A 23205-nucleotide genomic window follows, 5' to 3' on the forward strand; every position below is an offset into this window, starting at 1 on the left:
ACAAAAACGCAAAAAAAGCTGTAACCACAATGGTTTCCCATTATCGTTACAGCCTTTCTACTATGTTATAAATCTACCTCAGTGCCTTCCAGGAAGCGAACGGTTATATCTCCTGCAAGCCCTATACTGATAGGGTCTAGCACTCGGCACATGTCAGAGTAATTGAAGTCTATCTGCTCCTGCTTAAGCAGGTCACTCAATGCCATACTGTATTGTTTATCAAGCAGTCGATTCTCTGCCAAGATTTTCTCCCACTTGCCATCAAGCAAATCAATGTTCTTGCTTAATAGCTCTAACGCCGTTATGAAAATCTGCTCAAGTGTCGCCTCATCCAAATGTCTACTGTTACACCCTTCCACCCCCTTAATGCGATAGCCGTTGTTACATTGCCACACCTGACCTTCTACAAACAGCTCAACAAAGTCAACATAAAGTTGTGCCACTCTTCAGTGTACAAGGTCTTGATAATATCGTCCTCTCAGCAGGACACGGTTCCAGCTTCTACGATGAGTATGAGTCCTGGGAAGTTTTTACCGACAAGGACTACCTCTACGATGTGGCGACTTGGATCACAAGTCATTCAATGGAACCTGTCTACCAAGATGGAGAAGTTGCCTTAATCCGTGAAGGAGGATTCGACTATGACGGGGCAGTTTATGCGGTAGCATGGAATGAACAACTCTACATAAAGAAAGTTTATCTTGAGAATAATGGCTTCCGCCTCGTCTCCATCAATAGATAGTACCCAGACAAATTCGCCCCAGCGAAAGATGAGCCAAGGATTGTTGGTAAGATAGTTGAAAACTTTATGCCTATTGAATAATAAAAGCACTTGAAGTATTAGTTTCTTCAAGTGCTTTTCAGTATAGAAAATTAATTTTTACTCAACAAAGCTGTGAGTATCCATCTCTCTAAAAATGTCAGGCTAAAAATTATTTGCTCCCTTCTACTTTCGCCTTAACCTCTTCATACCACTGAAGAAAGATAGATTATGGTGTCAATTTGTCAGAATTAAGATTGATCATAAGAATATTTAACTTTAGTACTTTTGCCTACATTATTACTTTCTTAACTTCTAACTCAGATTCCCAACTTTCATACACTTCCATAAAGCGTTTTTCTTCATCATCTTTATAGCCTTCAAATACAACCTTTTCAATATTTTCGTGGTTGAAGAAAATGGCATCTTCTGGATTGATCCCTTCTGGATAAATTACTCCTACATAATCACTATACACATTCTCCCCATCTGATTCAAAAATAGGACCTCTTCCTACAATCATCAACTTTGTTGTTGCTTCCTCTAAGTAAATCACACTTCCTAATGGTAATAATTCTTTAGTCATTATTTTACTCCTATTATTTATTTTTATTCATCTTTTTTGCACGCCATTTACCATACCATTGCTCGTTTGAGACTTTAAAGAACTGGCGATATTCTTTTTGGTACTTGAAAAAGTAAAATGCAGCTACAAAATTTTTCAGGGTCATGCCCGTAGTAAAAATCATGAGAGCCGCAACTAATAAGAAAGCCCAACCATACAAGAAACTGAAAATGTCTGGTTGCGTTTTGATCGCTTCCCCAAAATTGAAGGTCCAACGATTGACAATAGCTAGAAGTAATAGAACACCTCCATACTTCTTGATAAATGCCATTAGGCTCTCTCCCCAGTCTTTATTAGCTGGTTCCCCCTTATAAAGTTGTTTTTTAAGCTGTTCTACATTTGAGATTACTAGAGTCTTCCACAGATATACACATACTAACAGTTGAAGTAAAAAACCAATCCATCCAAAGGCACCTACTGTGAGACCGATTGTAAAGGGAAACAGCATCAAAAATACTGTGATAAAAAAAACAAGAAGAGTAATGGTTCCATAAAGCAATTGATGTGCATAATTTTTTTTGGGAAAAACATTTATGATAACCATTACTATTGAGCAATACATCAGTGCCAATAGCGGGATTCTAAAGATTGTTCCAATAGTGACAATTGATTGGGCAGTAGAGGTTGATATGTATCTAATTTTCTCTGTTGAGGTTAAGAGACTGTCTGGTAGATATACTCCTACTCCATATGACATAATAAAAAGTAATAAAATGACTAGCCCAGAAAACCTTTGAGATAGCTTCATAGAAGATAATACGCCAACCTGTGCACCTTCTTCTGTTAGTATCTTCTTACTAACAACCTTTTTTGATTGCTCAAAGGTTGCCGATAGTAACCTCTCTTTACGCATATTTAGCTCCTCCACCAAACCAACTAGTCACAGAATTCCATGTACCTTTAACCGCTTTCCCGACACCATCCGCAATGAAATCGTATCCATCGTCTAGTACATTCTGTACTCCAGAGTAAAACGCATTTTTTGTATCTGGTGACACAATACCCCAAACAGTATTTATAGTGCCTGCCGCAAAACCGGCAAGAGCGCCCCAGGGTCCAGCTTTAGCACCTATCAGAGCCCCTTCAATCGGTCCTGCGCTCTTCAGTTGTGCAACACCTGCATGAATTAAAGACTTTCCTACGCTACCGTAGGCTCGACTGTCCTTATTATTAAATTCTCTGACACTAGTGACAGTGACATCAACCCCAACAGCAACCCAACCCAGTACTTTTGCAGCCTTACCTACGAATTTAAGTTTACTTCCTATTTTAGACTTACTTACTGTCTCGATTAATTTTTTTCCATAGGTTTTTATTGGATCTGTCATTTTTCCAAGCACGGAATTAATATTTTTTACAGGATATTTACCAAATACTTTAAAGTTTGCAGCCTTTGAAGTGATGGAATGATGGAATGTACTCAAAAACTGATTGAAGCTTCCCTTTTTCCACTTCGAACCTAGTTTAGCATACCACTTCCAATTTTTCTCGTTTGCAAGCTTTTTCACACTACGCCATGCAGTCTGTAAATTCTCGTTGGCTTTTTTCCCCAACTTACCGTATTTCATAAAGCCAGATTTTTTATAATCCTTGGAAATAGCCGACATAAAGCTTTTTCCCATAAGGTAGGTTGTCTTAGCATATGGATGAATTGCACCTGCACCTTTGGAAATAAAATCAGGTTTTATTAAGTAGTCAATTCCAATGTCGACAATATCTACTCGTTTCTTCCACTTATTATTTATATCTTTAACCCAAGAAAGTGCTTTCTTGTCTGGTATTATAAAACTCTGAGTTCTAGCATCCCACGAGGTCCTACATTGATTAAGCCCTTGTTGAACCGAGGCTAATAGAGGTTCAGCAGAAGCAAAATATTGTGCTGATTGGCTATTAAAAGCTAACAGCTTTTGCAACTTCTCTTGCAAGCGTCGTTCAACCTCCATATAACGCCTAGCAGTCAAAGACAAATCCGACTCCCGAGACCAATTTGGTTTATCTTTTTGACGTTCTAAAGATGATAAATACTCGTAACGACTAGCCATCATCCCTGCTTGGCGGATTTTCTCACGCAATTCATCTTCTCTAAGATCTATCGAGTCAACTTGACTTCGATATTCTCTAGGAAGCTTAGCACAAGCTTCCTTAACCGCCTCATCCAGTAGAATACAGCCCTGAATTAAAGGGATAAGTATTTGACTGCTATAATTTTTAGCGGACTGATAGGTCAAGCCCTGAAGATTCCCTGTATTAATTAAGGACTGTAAACTGGTTTGAATAGACTTGTAGGCACTTATCCGATTAGATAAGACGCTTGATGCTGTACCTGCTTGGTAGTCTGATTGACCTAAATACATTTCAACGCCCATTCGTTTCCTCCTGTTCTAATTTTCGCCTCTCTGTTGCTAGTTCTTCTGACTGAGCCGATAAGCGACGGTGCTCCTGCTGTAAATCATCGAATTCACGTTCATAACCTGACTTGACCTTTTTATCAAGTGATACTTGCTCATCATAGAGCCCTTGAAAAATAGAGTAATCTGATGAACCGCGAAGAAGGCTTAAGGTGTCCTGAAAGAACCGCTGACCTTCCTTGGACAGTTGAGACAAGGTTTCTTGCCTCTCCTGAATAGCTTTCAGGTATTCCTGAACCTGTGTCAGTCGCTCAGCCAATCGTTTTTCTGTGGCTATTAAATCATTTCGGTCCATTGATCGTAAATCCCGTACTATTAACTTGCTTTAACTCTCGTAATTGGCTACCAATCTGCTTATCCATATCCTCAAATTCACTAGAAACACTACGAATATTCTGGAACATCTGCTGGATCGTCTGGATAATTGCCTTAGAAACATCGTAAGAGGCATCAAGGACACTCCTAGCCTTGTCATTACCACCTAGTTTGGTTTGCTCATCTTTACTAACCGTCCCGCTACTTGATAGGGACGATATCCCATTTGCTAAGGCGGTCGCCCGCTCATTAGCTGTGGTCACATCATTTTGTAATACAACCATAATAGTCCTTTCTAAAGTTCCATCAACTGCACAAACTCATACCCCTCTGGGTAAAGCATGTAACCCTGATTCGGCTTGAGTGCTGGCTCATTGTTAATGTAAGGGTAGCGAGTGTGGTTCTGGTCGCTGATGCGAATCCCCAAAAAAACTTGGTCAACCAGCTGAAGCATGAGTTTGACGAAACTGTCATAACTATTGTTAATCAAATCTTGGTAGCCACCCACAAACAATGGCGTAACACCGTACTTAGGTCCCTCAACCAAGAGCAGTTTCAGGTCAGCCTCGCTCAATCCTGTACTCATCCCTGTTGAAGCGATATCTAGGATAAGAACTAACCAGTTTTGATAGCTCTCCTGTGGCTTAGCAACCCTTTCCTTCAAGTCAGTAACAATGGTCTGTAAAACATCGCTGACTTCTGTCGTGCTACTAAAGCGATTGAACCCCTCAAACAACTGATTAGGAACCTTTCCATTGTTATCCAAAATAACCGTGTTGTAACGGTTAGACAACCGCTTCAGTTGGAAATCAAGAATCTTGTAATAAGTGTTGATGAAGGATGGGCCTTCTGCGGCCATCAAGACTGACTTCTCAAAGCTAAATCCTGCTGGCTGAACCCACTCCCTATCCAAACCAAAGATAAAATCCTTGGCTGACAGGTCAATGCTTTCAGGCTTGACCTTCTCAGGCAACATCGGGATACCACTTGGTAACTCTCCTGTTTAGGCTGTCCTCATGGCTTCAACCTCATTACCCACTTCGATGATGTAATCCGCATAGGCTTCGCTGGTGTAAGGCAAGGTCACCTGGAACTGGATAATCTCATCAAGTTTAGTAATAGCTCGGCCTTTGATTTCATCCAAAGGAATGTTGGACCGCCCGACAACACCTGACAGGTCACTATTATCAAATAAGAAGAGGGAAATCTTAGTCTTAAAGTTGGACTGGAGCTGAAGTCGCATGGCATGGAGGCGAGATAAGGCCGTCACCAGATAAATGCCAAGTGACGCCCCGTCACGAGCGATAACGTTGAGCACATCGTAGAAGGCATCCGCAAATGGGGCATCCATAACACTATCAAACCCATCAATCATGACAAAGAGGGTTGGGCAACTGGCTTCAGACTACTGGTTTTACTGGCGAATATTGGTGGCCTTAAGCTAAGGCAAGGCCGTCTTATGCTCCTTAACCATTTGCTTGAGGTGACGCATGGACTTGAGAATTTTCTCCGTCTCATCCAAGACAAAGTAATCCGCTTCATAATATTAAACCCACACTTCTCTAAATTTCCTGGACCCAATAAAGTTATAATGCTGGATGGTTTTGGTGTGACTGCTTCTTCATAGCCCTCAGACTATGAGTGATATTATTACTTTTTAAAGGGAGAAACATAATTATCTGGCAGCTTGCCTTTCCAATCAATCCATTTTTGTTCTGCAAGCGGGATAAGCTTTTCAAGTTCCTCTTGAGAAAATAACTCTCTACTCTTTGGATTAGCTATCAAAGGGGGCAGTCCTTTTTCCACGAATTTTTTTCACTAGCTTTTTTTGTTCTTCCGTTGGTGGCCAGCGATCATTTTCAGCCTTAAAATCAACTTCTCTAGCAGTTCGCTAATCACAAATTTAGAATTTGAATTTAGTAGTAATTCAAGCTCACTCGGATATTGACTTATTTGATTTAACATCACCCCTTTGGCTCCTTTTGGTGCCGTAATCTCCCAAAGTACATTATTACCACCGTGTGAAGCAAAAGAAGCCGATTTTTCAATCGAGGTGCTTATAAATGCCTGATCTGAGTAAATTTGTCCCTTTAAAGATTGCCAGTCAATACTTCCATCCATTTGCTTAGTCAATATTTTCTTAAATGGTGTAGCATCTGTTCCACTTTGATCGATTGTTGCATCTGAAACGGGGCCTAAATCATCGCTTATGCCTCTTAGGTAATTATTGATGTACCTAAATATATTCAAAAATTCTGAAAAGTTCCGCGTTATAGCTTCAACTACTGAATCAAAGTCATCACTTTATAGCTAACCAATTTCAAAGGAGTTAATTTTAAAAAATACTAGTCTAATCCATACGAAGTTTATCTCGAACTTCCATTAAAATTTTGCCTAACATGTTTTTTCCTGAACCATCACCACCGTCTCCCCAATAGCCATCATTTATAGTATGTTCAATAATTTCAAGATGATCTGTTGACAGTAATAATTCTTTCAATATAGTGTTTTGATTAAACTTTTGTTCAACAGCATAAAACATTACATCTTGCTTAATCTGCTCCCAATCTTCCTTAAGTGGATTCATTCTATTTCGTCCCTCAATAGCTGCATCCATTGGATTGGAAAGTAATCTAATTTTTTCACTAAGCTCTTTAGACTCAAATTTTTGAGCTTGAAAATAATGCTCACTTGTCGGCCAATATAGACCAGAGTCATCAAAAAATCCATAGGGAGAAAAATTTGAAAATTCACCAAAAGGTTCATTGATTTTATAAAATTTAATATTTTCCATACTTATTTTAACAAATTATAAGACATCATCTCGGTCTAAAGAATATTTATTTATAAAATTGTCTACAAAATCTTTATCATAAATGTTTATTATCTTCAAATCACTTTTTATTCTCCATAAGAAATTCTCTTGCTCCAAAGTTATTTTTTCGAGATTTTGTTTTATCAATTCTATAAGCTCTTGACGTGTACTAGAAAGTTGTAAAAATGTAATCAAAGGATCTAAATCATACATCTCTAGGAATGAATCCTGAATAATTTTTTTTATATATAGATTAACTTTGACTTCTATCTCTTTATCCTCTCCTGCGCCCTTATTTATCCAAAATAATATCAAGTTATCCAAGATATGTTTATAGGTTTCATCATATCCATATAATCTATTGACTATAAAACCTCTGAGTAAACCTTTATCAAAAAGTTCTGTTAAGCAATTGAAACCACTATCGTATCCCCAAGCAGTTAATAACATAGAGATTTCAAAGACATACTCTCCTTGTTGCAATAACTCCTCCAATTGTCTTACTCTAGTAGATGAGATATCCTCTTGTTCTAGTTCAGAAGCATCTATAGCATAATCTGCCCCTTCCGGTATATCATATAATAATTTATCAATATATTCTTTGTTCATATTTATCCTTTTACTTATAATTTATGTATTTTTTAGGAACTATCCCTTTAATCAATACTTCACCATCCCGAATAATATTCTGTAAATCTGAATTCGCCCTATTTAGAGCCCTCAAATTTTTAGGAGTTGGATTATTCGTATACCTTATCTGGACTTGCTGAACCTTGTTAGTAAATTGACTCACTAATTCATCGTGTGTAATAATTTCAACATCTCTTATACGTTCTGCATCAATATCTATTTGTAATTTACGTGTTTTTATAGATATAGCTTGATTACCATAATGTTTAGGACTGTTAGAAACAGTTAAGTCTGTAGTAGAAATATACGGAGATTTAGATGAATTTCCACCTCTAACGTGACTTACAGCACTACCAGAACCATTTGGATTAGCTGGCACAAGATTACCATCTGCGTCAATATAAGATTTAGGTGCCCCTTTATGATTACTTTGAGAATAAAAATTATTATCGGAGCGAGAAACCACTTTAGGTACTTCCTTACTTGGCCTATTCAAACTAAACTTGCTCGCCGCAGACGATGCCGCAAAGCCACCTAAAATACTGCCTACAAAAGTTGCACGCTCGGCATCAGCTTCGCTTCCTCCAAGTAGTTTTGTTCCGTGATTGCCTGCTTGCCCTCCGACAAAACCGCCTACCTCACCTATCGCAAACTCAGCTAGTCCTTTTGTGACACTCTGTGTTTGTCCGATGGGGATCATCACGGCACTGGTGGTTGTAAAGAGCCCTCCTACTTGATGGTATAGTTTGTCATTTCCCATGAAGAGGGTATCTCGGATGGGGTTGATGGCTAAGGTTTTACCATCCCCTTTATAGCCTAGGTAAATATCTTGTCCTGCTTCTGCCACATTGGAAGCACCATAGGCGACAGTGCCTGTTCCTGCCACAATGCCTGCACCTACAACCAAAGGGGTCGCAGCACCTGCTGTTGCTACAATAGCCGCAAGACCTACTGCAATAGTGACTGCACCTAAAGCCAAGTCTATCCAACCCTGCTTACTTCTCTCTTCCGCTGACAGAGCTTCAAATCGTGCTTGATCTCGTTCTTGGGCAGCTTGTAAGCGCTCCGCGTTATTGGTAAGATGATTTCCCACAGCCTCATAAGCTGTCGCAAAACGCTCAATGTTAGTTAAACGACCAATATCTCCTGATTGATAGGTTGATACTACCCTTGGGCGATTACTATACTCCGTCAAGAGCGCTTTGGTTGAGGCAAGCAGCTCTTTAAACGCTGACAAATCATGACTAGCATGGTTACTCTCACATTGCTTGATTGACTCATCTAAGGTCTTAATATCATTAATAATAAAGTTATAATGCTGGATGGTTTTGATGTGACTGCTTCTTCATAGCCTTCAGACTATGAGTGATATTATTACTTTTTAAAGGGAGAAACATAGCCTTCTGGTAGCCGACCCACATCATCAATCCATAGCTTTTCAGCAATTGGAATGAGCTCTTCAAGTTCTTTTTGAGTGAAAAGCTCTCGATTTTTAGGGATAATAATTAAAGAAGAAGGATGCTTCCTTAAAAATTCTTTTTTAGCTAATTTTTTTTCTTCTTCTGTAGGTGGCCAACTATCGTTTTGTACTTTATATCTAAGAGCTTTTCCTGAACATTTTCCAGCTAGATACACTTCAAAATCCGCACGTTCAATTTCAAAAATCCGACGGACTGAAGCAATACCAAGTTCAAAAAAAGTGTAAAAATGACCATTATGTTCTCGAATATAAAGTTTATCTGCTGTCTCAACCTCTGTAAAACTCTCATACTCTTCCCATGTGATGTCCGTAATTCCCATATTAATTTCCTCCTAACTGTCTGTATGTATAATAACCCCAAGGTATTTCATCCACAACTGCTTCTGGCATGTCGCCAGGATACGTACGTCCACCTGGTTTCCAATATCCATCAAATGCAGATTCCTCAACTCCACTTGGAATCCGAACATTATGTAAAGATTCTGGTGGAATTTCAATCACTACTGGGGAATTACCTAAATCACCTGGGTGTAACCCCAATAAATCTTCAAGAACCCTTGGGTCTCCCTTACTCACTTCCAGCAGGGTTTGTCCTGCTTCTTTAGGCATGACAAAGGCGACATGGTCATCAGGATTTCCGATAGCACCATTGTTGAAACCACCTTCTTCAGGCGTAAATTTCTGAAATTTAATTGCTCCATTATCAAATTGTTGCCTGTGAGCATCAATATAGCTTGGCTTATACACTTCTTCTGGACTTGGTCGGCCTATCTTCGGCATAGCTAAGATATCATCAGGAGAAATTCCAGCCTGATACTCCACTTTCGGTGCCTTTTCCGAAATCTCCAATACACGAACCCGATTCTCAGGACTAATCCCTGCCTCAACATACTTGTTCCACTGCTCATACCTTCGTGCATCTTCAGGACTCATCTCATCCATAAATGAAGTGACCTTAGTTTTACCCACATCATTCAAACTAAACTTACTTGCCGCAGACGATGCCGCATAGCCTCCTAAGATACTTCCGACTAAGTTGCACGCTGTGCATCAGCTTCACTACCTCCAAGCAGTTTTGTTCCGTGATAGCCTGCCTGACCTCCGACAAAACCGCCTACTTCACCTATCGCAAACTCAGCGAGGCCTTTAGTCACACTCTGTGTTTGTCCGATGGGGATCATCACGGCACTGGTGGTTGTAAAGAGCCCTCCTACTTGATGGTATAGTTTGTCATTTCCCATGAAGAGGGTGTCTCGGATGGGGTTGATGGCTAAGGTTTTACCATCACCTTTGTAGCCTAGGTAAATATCTTGTCCTGCTTCTGCCACATTGGAAGCACCATAGGCGACAGTGCCTGTTCCTGCTACAACGCCTGCACCTACAACCAAAGGGGTCGCAGCGCCTGCTGTTGCTACAATAGCCGCAAGACCTACTGCAATAGTAACTGCACCTAAAGCCAAGTCTATCCAGCCCTGTTTGGTTCGCTCTTCCGCTACCAAGGCTTCAAATCGTGCTTGATCTCGTTCTTGGGCAGCTTGTAAGCGCTCCGCGTTATTGGTAAGGTGATTTGCCACAGCCTCATAAGCTATCGCAAAACGCTCAATGTTAGTTAAACGACCAATATCTCCGGATTGATAGGTTGCTACTACCCTTGGGCGATTACTATACTCCGTCAACAGCGCTTTGGTTGAGGCAAGCAGCTCTTTAAAAGCTGACAAATCATGACTAGCATGGTTACTCTCATATTGCTTGATTGACTCATCTAAGGTCTTAATATCATTAATAATAAAGTTATAATGCTGGATGGTTTTGGTGTGACTGCTTCCAGAGTAAGATACCAAATCAGATATTTTGGACCTGGCGGTATTTAATAATTCAATCTGACTTTTCAGATGATCTCGTGACGTCTTCAAGTCAGACTGTAACGTCGTAAAGGTATTCTCTGGCAACTCTGCATGGTTATTGCTGTCTATGTTATAATAACCATCCTTATAAAGCAAGAGACTAGCGGAGTAATCATTCATCAGATTGATTAATGTCTGCAAGAACGTGCCGTGAACTTCGCTCAGATAAGTCCGAATACTCGTAACTGCTTGACCTTGGAGGTTGGGGTCGTTGATGAAACCTGACATAGCTGTGTTCAGACTAGAAACAGACTCACCCCATGAACCAATGGTTGTCTGGGTGCTTATCTGGAGAGAGGTGATATCGTCGAATTTGATTTTATAGCCCATCATCCACTCCTAATTTAATCCTGAAAACAAAGCATGTCCAAGAACATTATCTGTGTGAACCAGTTCCTGACCTGTTTGTGAAATCAAAGCAATATCCGTTTCCAAATATGTGCAAAATCATATTTGCCGTCAATTTCGTATTTTTTTATATCCTGACTCCAAAACCAATCTATCATAATTTTCAGCAAAAACTTGTTCATCAGAATTTACATATCCAAAATATACAATCGACTCTATATCCTCTTTATTAAAGAAAACAAGTTTATCTCCCTCAGTCATCCCTTCAGGATAAATAACAGCTGAGTAATCAAAGTAACCTAATTCCCCATTATTTTCAAATAGGGCTGCTCTACTAATTATCAATAGTGGTAAATTACCATCTTTAATTGTCACAACTGAGCCAATTGGTAAAATTCTATCTTGCATCTATTTTCTCCTTAATATCTTGTTTTATTTTTGATAGTACAATTGATTTTAAAACTAAATTCCATCCAATATTTGGAATTAAAGAGATTATCAATCCCAAAATAATCAACTTCATTCCAAATTCTCCCATAGAGCTGGGTATAAAATATAGCCAAAACATAATCGGTAACACTAAACCAAGCACGAATACACTTACAATAATATTCGCTAGGTACGGTATCCTGTTTGATGACCATACATCATTAAACTTCAAAGCAATCTGCTCAACTCCCTCAAAATACAAAAGTTGTTCATTACTACTAGGTGGTCTACATATTTCATACTTACTTCTGATGCGTATCATTAGATATTCAAAAGACAGGAACATGAGGAAACCAAGAATCATGGGGATAATATATTTAAATCCTCCTAAAACATCCGCTCCCTTTACATCCCTTGATAATATCCTGATAAAAAATATTATAAAAACAAAAAATGTAGGTGGAATGAGTGAACTTAACAAAATTAGCCAATTACTAAGATATTCTTGATTCCTTATTTTATCTTTCGATATTTTTCTCCAAATAACTTTTTTATTAAGGACATCATACTCAGCAGCTAGCCCTGTACCCTTTAAAGAGCTCCCCAAACCATTGTCAACATGAAAAATTAATTTTGTACAAGGAATATATCTTACCACGGCAAACTCCATCCTCTCTTTTGAGGCTTAACTCCAGAATCAAGATGATTATTAATAGCACTTCCTATAAAACCACCTATAAAACCACCTGCAATACTACCTACTGCAGCACCTATAGCAGCACCTACACCTGGTATGGGAATTAAAGCTTGTCCAATCATTGCACCACCAATTTTTCCGACAGAACTCCCCGCAGCTGAAGACGCCAAATTTACTACTGTTTTTCTAGCAGTAATAACTGTTGATTGCTCATTCGAGTAACCATTTGATTTCAACTCAGTGAAATCTGCGAAAACATTAACCGCTGTTCCAACCCAACCAGCAACTTTGAAAAACTTACCTACTTTAGTCATTGATGAAAATGTAGTTCTATTTTCTTTCATCATGCCTAAATCTCTTGCAATAGTTCCATGGCTATAAGACGGAAGTTTACTGTAAAGTTTGCCAACAGCAGTGTCATTAGAAAACAAGCTTTTTCCAAATATTTTTAAATCAGAGATTTGTGCTCCACCTTTTGAAAAAATTGTTCCTCTAAAAAAACTAGTTGGGTTACTTTTAAATTTCCTATGTATTGATTGTAATTCCTTGTTTAACTTATAGATATCCTGAGAATCCATTCCTGACTCAGTACCATTGATCGACACAGCTAGAGGATTAATATTTTTTCCAATTTTTTTGAAAAATTTGTGTTCATTTTCCCAATCAAAATTTGGTGATACTGAACTATAAAACGCCCTCATCCCCTTATCATAAATCTTAGACTTAGGATTCCCCATTAAGTATCCACCCAATTCATTGAGCTCATCACTTGTCAAGTCTTGACCAGACTTGACCTTAGCAATAAGAGATTTGGCTCGTGCAGTCGCTTTATCATACCACTGATTGTTAAGCTTAGTGGCCCAACCTAAAGCTGGTCGTGAAACTTCAAACGACTTGGTGGCTGGATTCCACGAGCTGGTCGCTTGTTTCAACCCTTGCTGAACACTATCCAACAAGGGTTGGATAGGAGAAAAAAGATGAACCGATGAGTTATTAAAAGCCAATAGCTTTTCTAACTTCTCCTGTAGCCGCCTCTCAATTTCCATATATCGACTGGCTGTCAATGACAGATTAGCCGCACGAGACCAATTGGGTTTCTCTTTTTGACGCTCTAGGGAAGCTAAATATTCGTAACGGCTAGCTGTAAGACCAGCCCGTTGAATTTTATCTCTTAATTCGTCCTCACGCAGGTCAATCGATTCAACCTGGTTCCTGTACTCAATCGGTAACTTGGTACAAGCTTCTTTGATGGCCTCGTCTAAAAGGATACAACCTTTTAATAAAGGAATCAAGATTTGACTACTATACTCCTTGGCAGAACGATAGGTATGCCCCTGCAAGTTCGATGTGCTAATAAAGGAGCGAAGACTTGATATGATATCCTCGTAGGCACTAATCCGATTGGATAAGACAGTCGATGCCGCACTTGCCTGCTGGTTCGATTGGCTCAAATACATTTCAACACCCATTCATTTCCTCCTTATCTAACTTCTGTCTCTCTGTTGCTAGTCTCTCTGACTGAGCTATCAAGTGACGGTGGTCATGTTGTAAATCATTATATTCACGTTCAAAATCTGACTTGACCTTCTTATCAAGCGAGACTTGCTCATCATAGAGACCTTGAAAAATGTGACGTTCTGATGACCCATGAAGAAGGTCTAAGATAACTTGAAAAAACCTTTGACCTTCTTTAGAGAGTTGGGCGAACTCTTCTTGACTCTCTTGATGTTCCTTTAATACTCGCTCTGTCTTAGTGAGTTGTTCTGCCACTTGCTGTTCTGCTTCTATTAATTCATTTCGGTCCATTAATCGTAAACCCCGTTCGATTGACTTGATTCAGTTCTTGTAACTGGCCACCAATCTGCTTATCCATGACCTGAAATTCACTAGAGACACTACGGATATTCTGAGACATCTGTCCAATGGCTCGGGCAACTGCCTTAGAAACATCATAAGAAGCATCAATGACACTCTTAGCCTTGTCATTACCACCCAGCTTGGTTTGCTCATCTTTACTAACTGTCCCGCTGCTTGAGAGAGACGATACACCGTTAGCTAAGGCGGTCGCCCTCTCACTAGCGGTAGTCACATCATTTTGTAATAAAACCATAAGTGTCCTTTCTAAATCTCCATCAATTGCACCAACTCATATCCCTCTGGGTAAAGGAGATAGCCTTGATTTGGTCTCAGAGCTGGTTCATTGTTAATATATGGATAGCGTGTATGGTTCTGATCGCTGATTCGCATGCCAAGGAATACTTGTTCCACCATTTGATTAGCCAATTTGACAAAAGTATCGTAGGTATTTGATACCAAGTCTTGATAAGTACCAATCAACAATAAGGTCACACCATGCTGGCTACCTTCGACCAGTAACTGTTTGAAGTTTGTTTCGCTCAAGCCAGATGCCATAGCTGTCGCTGCCACATCTGGAATCAAAATCAACCACTTCGGATAATCTGGACTTGGATTAGATAGGCGTTTCTTGAAGTCATCAATAATAGCTCTCATCACATTTTCAACTTCCAAAGAGCTATCAAAGCGTTGGACTCCTTCAAAGAAGTTTGTTGATAACCGCTGACTAGAATCCAGAATTACCGTATTGTAAACGCCAGACAAGCGGTTCAAATGATATTCCAGCAATTTGTAGTAATTGTTCACAAAAGCAGGGCTATCTGAAGCCATAAGGATTGGACGTTCAAAACTCAAAATAGCTGGCTCAACAGCCTCCCTCTCAAGTCCCAAAACAAAGTCTTGGCTCATCGCTAAGCTATCTGCCATAACCTCCTTGGTAACCTTTTCTGGCAACATTGGTATACCAGCTGGAAATGGTCCACTATAGGCTGCGCTCATTGCCTCAACTTCCGTCTTAACTTCCTTAATGTAATCTGTATAGTGTTCACTACTATAAGGTAGTACCATTTGGAATTGGACAATCTCATCAAACTTGGCAATAGCTCGTCCCTTGATTTCGTCCAGTGGAATATTGGAGCGACCAACAACACCAGACAAATCACTCGAATCAAATAAGAAAAGAGAAAGTTTGGTCTTGAAGTTTGATTGTAGCTGCAAACGCATGGCATTGAGGCGAGATAGGGTCACAATTAGATAGATACCAAGTGACGCACCATCACGAGCAATAACATTTAAGACATCATAGAAGGCATCTGAGAACGGTGCATCCATGACACTATCAAAGCCATCAATCTCGATAAAGATAGTAGGAAAACTATCTTCTGAAAGCTGATTATACTGACTCAAGTTCGTTGCCTTGGCTTTAGACAAGGCGCGCTTACGAGCTTTCACTTCTTTCATCAAGAAGCGAAGAGATTTCATGATTTTCTCTGTCTCATCCAAAGCAAAATAGTCTGCCACATGTGGGAAATCTGATAGCGAAATCAAGCCACTAGTCCCAAAATCATAGAGATAGAAGTGGACCTGTGCTGGCGTTTGTTTTCGCATGACATCTACCGCAAAGTTTTGTAGGAAGGTTGATTTCCCGAAGCCTGGGCTAGAGACTAATAGAATGTGTCCTCGTTGCTCCATATCAAAGTAGAGCGGAGATTGTTCTTGACGCTCTGGGATATCTTGATAGCCCACTAAGATGGATTGAAGATTGTCTGAAGTTCCCCAGTAGTCCTTGAAGTTTACAGAAGCCAAATCTTTGGCATAAACTTTTTCCGCTAATGGTGGTAACCACGGACTAGCTACTTTCGGAATATGGAGACCCTCAAACAGTTCATGCGCTTCTTCCACAATGGCATCCAATTCTGTCGGAACAGCCTTGGTCTCTTTTTGTTTGTTTAGTCCACTCAAGTCTTTATTGATGGCATTGTACTGGCCGCTATCTGTGATTTCGTAGACTGTCATATCACGTTGGACACTATTTCTACCTTCTGGATTATAGTCAGCTCCAGACCAAGCACTTTGGAACAGTTCATAAATTTCATTGTTCCCCACTTGCAAGTAAGCCCGACCAGTTTGAGTAATCTCTGCCGCATCTGGGGTCTTAATAACTTCTCGTGAGTCCGCTACATCTTGTACCTTAAGAGCAATTTTAAACTTGGAGTTGGACCAAATTTGATCATTTACAACCCCACTTGGTTTTTGTGTCGCAAGAATCAGTTTTACCCCTAGAGAACGACCAATGCGGGCTGTAGAAACCAACTCATCCATAAATTCTGGCTGATTCGCCTTCAATTCCGCAAACTCATCACTAATGATCAATAGATGTGGGAGTGGTTCTTTAACCTTACCTTCTTTAAAGAGCTTGGTATACTGATTAATGTGATTGACGTCATTTTCAAGAAAAATTCGTTGACGTTTCTTAAGTTCTGCCTTAATCGAAACAAGTGCTCGATTGGCTTGGTTACCATCTAAGTTTGTAATGGTACCAACGACGTGTGGCAAGTCCGCAAAGAGATTAGCCATTCCTCCACCCTTGTAGTCAATTAACAGAAAGGCTACTTCATAAGGGTGATAGTTTACAGCCAAAGATAAGATATAAGATTGTACAAGTTCTGATTTCCCTGAACCTGTTGTACCAGCAATGAGACCATGAGGTCCATGTGCCTTTTCATGAAGGTTGAGGTAGAGAATATCATCTCGGCCTCTAACACCTAGTGGAACTGCCATCGTTTGGTAGGTTTCATTTTCCTCCCAGCGTTTCAATAGATTCAATTCTTCTACGCGACTCACTCCATACATTTCCAGGAAAGTGATACTATTTGGAATCGAATTACGCAAGGTTTGGACATGATTTATTGCTGCCATATGACGAGCAAAGTTATCCTTTTCTGACAAAGCAACTGCAGGAAGGGGTGTGAAGATTTTATTGACATAGACACCATCTTGAAGCAACAAAGTACCTTTTTTGTCACCTCTGAAGTCAACAACCGTTTTAACGTGTTCAGGCAAACTTTCAATCACTTCTTCTACAAAGATATAGTGAATACCTAGATCTGAAAGATCTTCGTTGATATATTCCATAATATTATGGTCGAGCATGAGGCTCAAGTCTGTAATCAATAAGATATATCTAGGTGTATATACTTTTTCTTTCCCCTTATCCTGCTCACTATCTAGTTTTCGTTCCTTTATGATTTGGTATAGTGAGGTCAATAACTGGTCTCGAGTCCGCTGGCTATAGACAAATCCTCTACTATTCAGCGCTTTTATCTTTGTATGAGGCAACCAACGACTCCAATTCCATAATGACAACTCCTCCTCTCGAAAAATCGGAATAAACTGAACATCATGATAACTTTGGAAAGTTGCAATTTGCATCATTAATTGCTGAACTTGCTCAATCACGACACGACGGGTACCAATATAACCAATTGGACTCGAAATTGTCGTTGTAATAGGAACGTCTTCTGTTAAGCGATAGTAGCTAAGTAATTCTCGAACTTTCTGACCAGCCTCTTCGTTATATTTTGTTAACTCTGAGTCTGCATAGTCAACTTGAAAACTAGCAGGCACATCACCAAGTCCAATACGATAACTCAAAAAGTCGAAATGGAAAGGTGTTTTCTCATAAATTCGACGGTCAGTTTTCTCAGCCATCTGAAGTATCGTTGATGTATCTGGATTGTGATAAAAAAGAGCTTCTTTTTGTTCACTGCGGTATTGAGCCAAATCTTCATATTTGGTATCCAAATACTCCATATACTCTTTTATCTTTTTATTCTGAGTTTCTTTATGGGATTTTCTATCTGAAAAATAGGAATGAATGGATGTCCCTATAGTAACCAAAGACATCCCCATCATCATAATGACCATTCCTCCACCCGATGAAAATAGATAGGTCAGACCAGTAAATAGAATCATCGCCAAAGGAGTTAACAACAATTTAATGAGAGATTGTTTTTTTCCTTCATCTTCTGTTGGTGCCGAAGCAATCGTAACTTTTCCTTCTGGCTCACGTAAAATGATCCTTGGTGAACGGTGAAAATCACTCGTTCGATCCTCTACTGTCACTTCCGCTAATTCAACCAGTTTGGTTTTTATTGTAAATAGCGTCTGCACTAGTAATACTTGCTTTTGAAAACGAAGTACCAGTCCTTGCTCAAAAAGTAATTCATCATAATCCTGAATATGATGTTTACCAGTTACAAATTGACCATTTAGGTAAAAAGGAATTGTACTTTGGAGATACCGCTTATTCTCCTCTGTTGTTACAACGATTTCTCCATTAAATCCGTCAAGAGAAAGAAGGGCATCCAGTTTCCCTGATAAATGAAAGGTCTTGTCATCTAGCAGATAGTATTTGGTTTCTTCAAACGATAGGAGCGTTATTTGAAGCTCGTCTGTTACGGAAATATCATACCGTCCACTTGTATAGTATTGTCCTAGTAAACGAACCCCCTCGTGGTCAACAGTTAAAACGATTTCATTCTTAGTAGGGATAACAATTTCAGCATCTATACCAAGTTGATAACTCCTCTCCGGATAAAGGGTATAAACAGATTGTTCATAGATTAAATAGTGCATCTTCTTCTCCTTTTATTCCGATTCTGTTAATGCTTGAGTATCCGTTTCAGGAGTCAAATAGGTTTTCTTCAATTCTTCTAACTTACTCTTATAGCTATTTAATTGTTCTGTCCGTTTCTCAGCAGATAGTTCTGAATCACGTTGCACCTCATCAATTTTCTTCGTCAAGCCATACATCATTAACTGAGGGTCATCCAAATAACTTGCAATATCCATTGCTTCATCAATTTTTGCTTGACCAATCAAAATCCAATACCGTAAATAATCTTCATTCGATTGAGTGGAAATCTTACTCAATTCAGATTTTTGCTCTTCCGTCAGGGGCTCTGTCATGATAACAGAATAGGCACTAATAAACTTATCATCTTGACTAAGAGATTTAGAGTCAGCATCCTTTATCACCGTCACAACTCCAGAATAGTCCTTATTGATAAACGCCAATCTGAGAGAGGATATCATTTCTTGACGTGGCATCGCAAACAGTAAGAAATAGAGGATTCCTGAAAGGGATACTACCGTAGCAATAGAAACTAAAGCAGTTATGGATTTTAATCGAGAAATATACTTATTTCTAATAAGTGAAAAGTTTTCCGTGATGTCTTGCTTTTCAATGTTGTATTTTTCTAGTAATAATTCCTGAACTTCCTGAAGAGATTCTGCCTGAACAATCGATTCACAGAAAAGATTTCCCTTATAAAATGGGAGTTTGCCTGCCATTAATTGATCATAAGTCGCTTTTTTGTCCATCAAAGAGACAATCATAGCTTTAAAGGAAGTTAGAAAGGCAGTATCAGTAACAGCTTCATAGGGAGGGAGCTGTTCTTTTATCCCTCTAAAGATGAAACGAGGCTCCGCATTGCGTGAAAATACAAGACTGTCTGGTGATAATTCGTAAGTGTAAATGGAATCTTCTAAGTCACTGTAAAGCTCCCCAATATTCAGTAAATGACGCAATTTTTCTTGTGCATTCATGCCTTCCAGCAAAGACCAATCATACAACTCCTCTGTCAATTCACTTTCAATAATCAACCGACTTTCTTCTTCAGCTACTTTTTGAGTAACAAAAAGAGGATGATGAGCAGTCAATAAGGCATATGCAACCTCACGATTTCCTTTCACATCCTCAACAACTAATTCACGTTTTTGTGTTTCCATACCTGTCTCCATATTATAAAGTTTCCAATTGTAGTAATACTCCGTCTTTTAGTAGTTCTAATCGACTCGTACTTGTTAGTATTTGACCAGACTGATGATCTCTAGCACTGGGATTGATTAATTCAAATCCTAAATTATAAGCTTCTGATACAATCTGTAAGAGTTCTTTCAATGTCAAATGAGTTGGTACACGTAAGTCCAGTTCTTGTGACACAAAAGGATTACAATTTAAGCTAATCATGATAAACTCATTCATAAAAAGCCACTCCTCCTAAATTAATTTCACTATTTATTATATCATGAACTTATCAAAAATATACCTTCAGTAGAAAAAATAATAGGAGAAACTATTTTCGTTTCTCCCTATCATGAAGGATTTAAAGAAAAGTTTCTTGCCTGTGGACTAATGACGCCACTAGGCATACTTGGAAGGGTGCTATCTTGATTTCCAAAACATTCTCCAACTAATTGATTGAAATAACCAGTTAATGTTCGAACTTGACTTAATTGAAGTGAAAGTGTTGAGATGGCTTCACCGGACATTTGAGAAGTTAAGGTATCAATGACATAAGACAATTCTTGTCCAATTCTAGCAGTTTGTTGCTGGATGACTTTTTGACTGGCTACAATTTCATCCAAATCAAAGGCAACGTAGACCCCTTCTTCGATGATTGCTTTCAACTGAGGCTTCATGTTTTCTAGATCGCTCTGAGCTGTTTTGGTTATCTCCAATGCCGATACCAATTTTTCAGTTAACGGTTTGATTTCTTTGTTTGCCGTCCTAATCGATGTCTTTAAATTGGAATCATATAACCTAGAGAGATTTCCCCAGTACTCCCTCTTCATCTTGAACCCTTTGTCTACCTTGGTCTTCCTATCAATATAAATATCTACTTCAAATGAACTTTTTATTGACGAAACCGACTGATTAAAGTTCTCTAACTGATTTGACCATCTTTCAAGCGAGGACTGAACGGATTGAAAAGCTGTTGAAAATCCAGTTGACACATCCTTTGCATATGTAGCACTTTTTCGTTCGACTTGTTCATCAAATGCTTGTAAGACATCCTTGACATCATCAAAAATACCAGTTTCTTCAAGATATGCTTGATAGGACCTTGGAACATTTTGAATGGTTAACCCTTCAAGACTGCCCCCTGATTGTATCTGACTACCTAGCCAGTCATCCATAGTTTGGAAATGGTCAGCAAGCCCCAACGTCATTTGGGCAACGTTCTCTACAGCCAAGCTTAACTGGGCCAGATTGGCTTGTTCGATGTTCAAAACCTCCGTTAAGGATTCACTAATCCCATCTTTTTTCCCTTCACGAAGACCTGTTCCTTCAAAGATTATTTCACTTTTCTTTTTGAGGTTCTTAGCCGTTTCTTCTAGAATATCTGATGATTTCAAAACACTTGGTGTTGGGTTAATCAAGATAAAACCACTAGACTGTTCCGAAGAAGCTTGTTGGGACAATGTCTGACTATAAGAGCTAAGGTGACTCAAAGTACTATTATAAGGGGATAACTCCAAATAAGCCCCTGAACTAAAATATGCCGGGTATGGAATAGTATTGCGCAACATTTTTGGAGAGGCTAGCTGTTCAAAAATCGAGCGTTTTGAAACCAGTTGACCCACCGACTCATGCATCCTATAAAACACCTCTGTTAACCGGGTCTCTTTGAAGCGTTGGACAATGCTTTCCTCCACTTTTTGCTTACGAGTTTCAAAGTCACCTTTTATTTTTTCGTTTTTCTCTTGGCAAAGTTGGCAAGCTTTAATCATAGCTGGAATTTCTGTCAGAGCTAACAGATTGAGATTGCTTGATAACATCCTTAGTGTGTCAGGACTAATCTCAATCTTTTGACTTCCAGCTAAGCCAATACTGCCACTTGATAGAAAGAGATTACGAGCCGTCGTATTAGTCGCTGACAAAGTAATATCTTCTACCCCATCAGAATTAATATCCACCTCTGCATAATAATTTTTCTTATCCACTACTAGACCGTACTTGTCCACCAAGTTACCATGCTTATCAAACTGCCAAGTAGAGAGCCCATGATGATGCAAAGAATCAAGGCCCTCAATATCATTTTCCTTGTAAGCGGCAATAGCTCGTGCAATTCCAAGTGGATCACCACCATAGTTTCCTATCCAATCTTTTTCGTTGCGATAGCTAACCAATATGTCAGTATTTGCTTTAGCCCAGGCTATTTCATCCTTAGTTAGCATATTCGAAGGGTTTGGGGCATTAAAGGTTGTCGCAGCCCATTGATTTTTAATGGCAACCATCTGACCTAGATAACCACCTAGTGAATGCCCTGTGGTGTCTATCGTTGCTTGAGGGTATCTTCGACGAATCTCAGCAGCAAAGGCAAGCGCGCTATCAACCTGACTATCGGAAGGAAGTTGAGGAGCTGTCTCGAAATAGTTCTGACCACCTATGACACTATTAAGATCTGTTTGGAGGTCTTTTCCATCTCCAAAATTCGTCCCCGCATAGGCGATGGTGATCTGTGTGGTATCTACTTTGCCATCTACCACTGGCGCTACAGCCATAGCCTGCATGCCGTTTTTGGGGTTGTCTTCAACTTTGAGGACTTTGAATTGACCTAAGGACTTATCCTCTTTATCAAAATAATATTTTTCATCTTCTTTTGGGCGGTAATCAACATCTGTTCTGCTTTTATCTAACCAATAAGATTGATCTGACAAATATCGATATTTTATATCTTCCAATGACATAACTATTCTCCCAAATATTTAATTTTTATTGAACTTATATTTACTTCATCATTATCATTAATAGGATTTTTTTTCTCCAAAGAAGCAAATTCATCAATAGGATCTAATCCAATAGAACCAGTATTTTTATCAAATTTTATTAAACTAGATGTAGAATATACAGTACCCAAATTGTCATTATTATTAATTTTTATGCTTAACATATATGTTCCAGTTGCTTCGTTTTTCCCAAAGTTTGTAAATTCCACCGATTCTATCTCATACCCCCTAGCAATCCATCTAACCACATTATCCTGTTGCTCTCTGGTCAATGTTTCTTTCTGCGAAGTCATGCCACACCCTCCTAAAATTAAAATCGTAATTGTTGCTAAAATACCTATAAATAATCGATACTTTTTCATA

25 protein-coding genes and 2 pseudogenes are annotated in these 23205 nt (G+C 39.1%); 1 reads left to right on the plus strand and 26 read right to left on the minus strand.

Features of this window, described 5'->3' with window-relative positions:
- Window positions 1-65 precede the first annotated feature (65 nt).
- Complete coding sequence (locus ACHBIF_RS01460) at window positions 66-395, minus strand: hypothetical protein (protein ID WP_394718166.1); 330 nt, start codon at window positions 393-395, stop codon at window positions 66-68.
- 80 nt (window positions 396-475) lie between these two features.
- Here ACHBIF_RS01460 and ACHBIF_RS01465 point away from each other — a divergent pair.
- A pseudogene (locus ACHBIF_RS01465) lies at window positions 476-823 on the plus strand (S24 family peptidase); the annotation flags it as partial.
- Between the two features lie 229 nt (window positions 824-1052).
- On the opposite strand, the gene ACHBIF_RS01470 reads toward ACHBIF_RS01465, so the two are convergent.
- From ACHBIF_RS01470 to ACHBIF_RS01590, 25 genes and pseudogenes are all read right to left on the minus strand, one after another.
- Window positions 1053-1346 carry a DUF4176 domain-containing protein gene (locus ACHBIF_RS01470; protein WP_002943587.1) on the minus strand — a complete coding sequence of 98 codons (294 nt, stop codon included), beginning with the start codon at window positions 1344-1346 and terminating at the stop codon, window positions 1053-1055.
- 13 nt (window positions 1347-1359) lie between these two features.
- Entirely contained in the window at window positions 1360-2238 is an 879-nt protein-coding gene (locus ACHBIF_RS01475) for a hypothetical protein (RefSeq protein ID WP_394718168.1), read from the minus strand.
- The gene (locus tag ACHBIF_RS01480) at window positions 2231-3751 is read right to left on the minus strand and encodes a hypothetical protein (RefSeq protein WP_394718170.1); all 1521 of its coding nucleotides are present in this window, start codon (window positions 3749-3751) and stop codon (window positions 2231-2233) included. Before ACHBIF_RS01480 ends, ACHBIF_RS01475 begins: the two co-directional genes overlap by 8 nt.
- A complete protein-coding gene (locus tag ACHBIF_RS01485; RefSeq protein WP_394718172.1) occupies window positions 3741-4088 on the minus strand; it encodes a DUF3958 family protein in 348 nt (115 codons plus the stop codon). Before ACHBIF_RS01485 ends, ACHBIF_RS01480 begins: the two co-directional genes overlap by 11 nt.
- Window positions 4075-4392, minus strand: coding sequence for a TIGR04197 family type VII secretion effector (locus ACHBIF_RS01490; protein ID WP_394718174.1), 318 nt, complete (start codon window positions 4390-4392; stop codon window positions 4075-4077). Before ACHBIF_RS01490 ends, ACHBIF_RS01485 begins: the two co-directional genes overlap by 14 nt.
- An 11-nt stretch (window positions 4393-4403) precedes the next feature.
- Entirely contained in the window at window positions 4404-5084 is a 681-nt protein-coding gene (locus tag ACHBIF_RS01495; protein ID WP_394718176.1) for a hypothetical protein, read from the minus strand.
- A gap of 27 nt (window positions 5085-5111) precedes the next feature.
- The gene (locus ACHBIF_RS01500; RefSeq protein ID WP_394718178.1) at window positions 5112-5459 is read right to left on the minus strand and encodes a hypothetical protein; all 348 of its coding nucleotides are present in this window, start codon (window positions 5457-5459) and stop codon (window positions 5112-5114) included.
- Between the two features lie 299 nt (window positions 5460-5758).
- Window positions 5759-5999 (minus strand): annotated as a pseudogene (locus tag ACHBIF_RS01505) (hypothetical protein); the annotation flags it as partial.
- Window positions 5927-6229: an ADP-ribosyltransferase gene (locus tag ACHBIF_RS01510; protein ID WP_394718407.1), complete on the minus strand. Its 303-nt coding sequence runs from the start codon at window positions 6227-6229 to the stop codon at window positions 5927-5929. The gene ACHBIF_RS01510 and the pseudogene ACHBIF_RS01505, both read right to left, overlap by 73 nt.
- A gap of 229 nt (window positions 6230-6458) precedes the next feature.
- A complete protein-coding gene (locus ACHBIF_RS01515; protein WP_208563162.1) occupies window positions 6459-6902 on the minus strand; it encodes an NADAR family protein in 444 nt (147 codons plus the stop codon).
- Window positions 6903-6917: 15 nt separating this feature from the next.
- Entirely contained in the window at window positions 6918-7532 is a 615-nt protein-coding gene (locus tag ACHBIF_RS01520) for a hypothetical protein (RefSeq protein ID WP_394718180.1), read from the minus strand.
- Between the two features lie 10 nt (window positions 7533-7542).
- Entirely contained in the window at window positions 7543-8538 is a 996-nt protein-coding gene (locus ACHBIF_RS01525) for a hypothetical protein (RefSeq protein WP_394718409.1), read from the minus strand.
- 389 nt (window positions 8539-8927) lie between these two features.
- Window positions 8928-9353: a hypothetical protein gene (locus ACHBIF_RS01530; protein ID WP_172006839.1), complete on the minus strand. Its 426-nt coding sequence runs from the start codon at window positions 9351-9353 to the stop codon at window positions 8928-8930.
- Between the two features lies 1 nt (window position 9354).
- Window positions 9355-10002 (minus strand): hypothetical protein, encoded by a 648-nt coding sequence (locus ACHBIF_RS01535; RefSeq protein WP_394718183.1) that lies wholly within the window; start codon window positions 10000-10002, stop codon window positions 9355-9357.
- A gap of 62 nt (window positions 10003-10064) precedes the next feature.
- Window positions 10065-11267 (minus strand): T7SS effector LXG polymorphic toxin, encoded by a 1203-nt coding sequence (locus ACHBIF_RS01540; protein ID WP_394718185.1) that lies wholly within the window; start codon window positions 11265-11267, stop codon window positions 10065-10067.
- A gap of 129 nt (window positions 11268-11396) precedes the next feature.
- Complete coding sequence (locus tag ACHBIF_RS01545; RefSeq protein WP_394718187.1) at window positions 11397-11693, minus strand: DUF4176 domain-containing protein; 297 nt, start codon at window positions 11691-11693, stop codon at window positions 11397-11399.
- The gene (locus tag ACHBIF_RS01550) at window positions 11683-12372 is read right to left on the minus strand and encodes a hypothetical protein (protein WP_394718189.1); all 690 of its coding nucleotides are present in this window, start codon (window positions 12370-12372) and stop codon (window positions 11683-11685) included. Before ACHBIF_RS01550 ends, ACHBIF_RS01545 begins: the two co-directional genes overlap by 11 nt.
- Entirely contained in the window at window positions 12366-13880 is a 1515-nt protein-coding gene (locus tag ACHBIF_RS01555) for a hypothetical protein (protein WP_394718191.1), read from the minus strand. The genes ACHBIF_RS01550 and ACHBIF_RS01555 overlap by 7 nt, the downstream gene beginning before the upstream one ends.
- The gene (locus ACHBIF_RS01560; protein ID WP_394718193.1) at window positions 13870-14217 is read right to left on the minus strand and encodes a DUF3958 family protein; all 348 of its coding nucleotides are present in this window, start codon (window positions 14215-14217) and stop codon (window positions 13870-13872) included. The genes ACHBIF_RS01555 and ACHBIF_RS01560 overlap by 11 nt, the downstream gene beginning before the upstream one ends.
- The gene (locus ACHBIF_RS01565; protein WP_394718195.1) at window positions 14204-14521 is read right to left on the minus strand and encodes a TIGR04197 family type VII secretion effector; all 318 of its coding nucleotides are present in this window, start codon (window positions 14519-14521) and stop codon (window positions 14204-14206) included. The genes ACHBIF_RS01560 and ACHBIF_RS01565 overlap by 14 nt, the downstream gene beginning before the upstream one ends.
- Before the next feature lie 11 nt (window positions 14522-14532).
- Window positions 14533-18903: a type VII secretion protein EssC gene (essC, locus tag ACHBIF_RS01570; protein ID WP_394718197.1), complete on the minus strand. Its 4371-nt coding sequence runs from the start codon at window positions 18901-18903 to the stop codon at window positions 14533-14535.
- Between the two features lie 12 nt (window positions 18904-18915).
- Window positions 18916-20058 (minus strand): type VII secretion protein EssB, encoded by a 1143-nt coding sequence (gene essB / locus ACHBIF_RS01575; protein WP_394718199.1) that lies wholly within the window; start codon window positions 20056-20058, stop codon window positions 18916-18918.
- Window positions 20059-20071: 13 nt separating this feature from the next.
- On the minus strand, window positions 20072-20314 hold the full coding sequence (locus ACHBIF_RS01580; protein ID WP_044693335.1) for a MoaD/ThiS family protein: 243 nt from the start codon (window positions 20312-20314) through the stop codon (window positions 20072-20074).
- Window positions 20315-20424: 110 nt separating this feature from the next.
- Window positions 20425-22803, minus strand: coding sequence for an SA1320 family protein (locus ACHBIF_RS01585; protein ID WP_394718201.1), 2379 nt, complete (start codon window positions 22801-22803; stop codon window positions 20425-20427).
- A 2-nt stretch (window positions 22804-22805) separates the two neighbouring features.
- Window positions 22806-23204 carry a hypothetical protein gene (locus ACHBIF_RS01590; RefSeq protein WP_394718203.1) on the minus strand — a complete coding sequence of 133 codons (399 nt, stop codon included), beginning with the start codon at window positions 23202-23204 and terminating at the stop codon, window positions 22806-22808.
- Between the last annotated feature and the right edge of the window lies 1 nt (window position 23205).

The sequence above is a fragment of the Streptococcus sp. A11 genome (genome assembly GCF_043674225.1).
In the GTDB taxonomy this organism is placed as follows: Bacteria; Bacillota; Bacilli; order Lactobacillales; family Streptococcaceae; genus Streptococcus; species Streptococcus suis_V.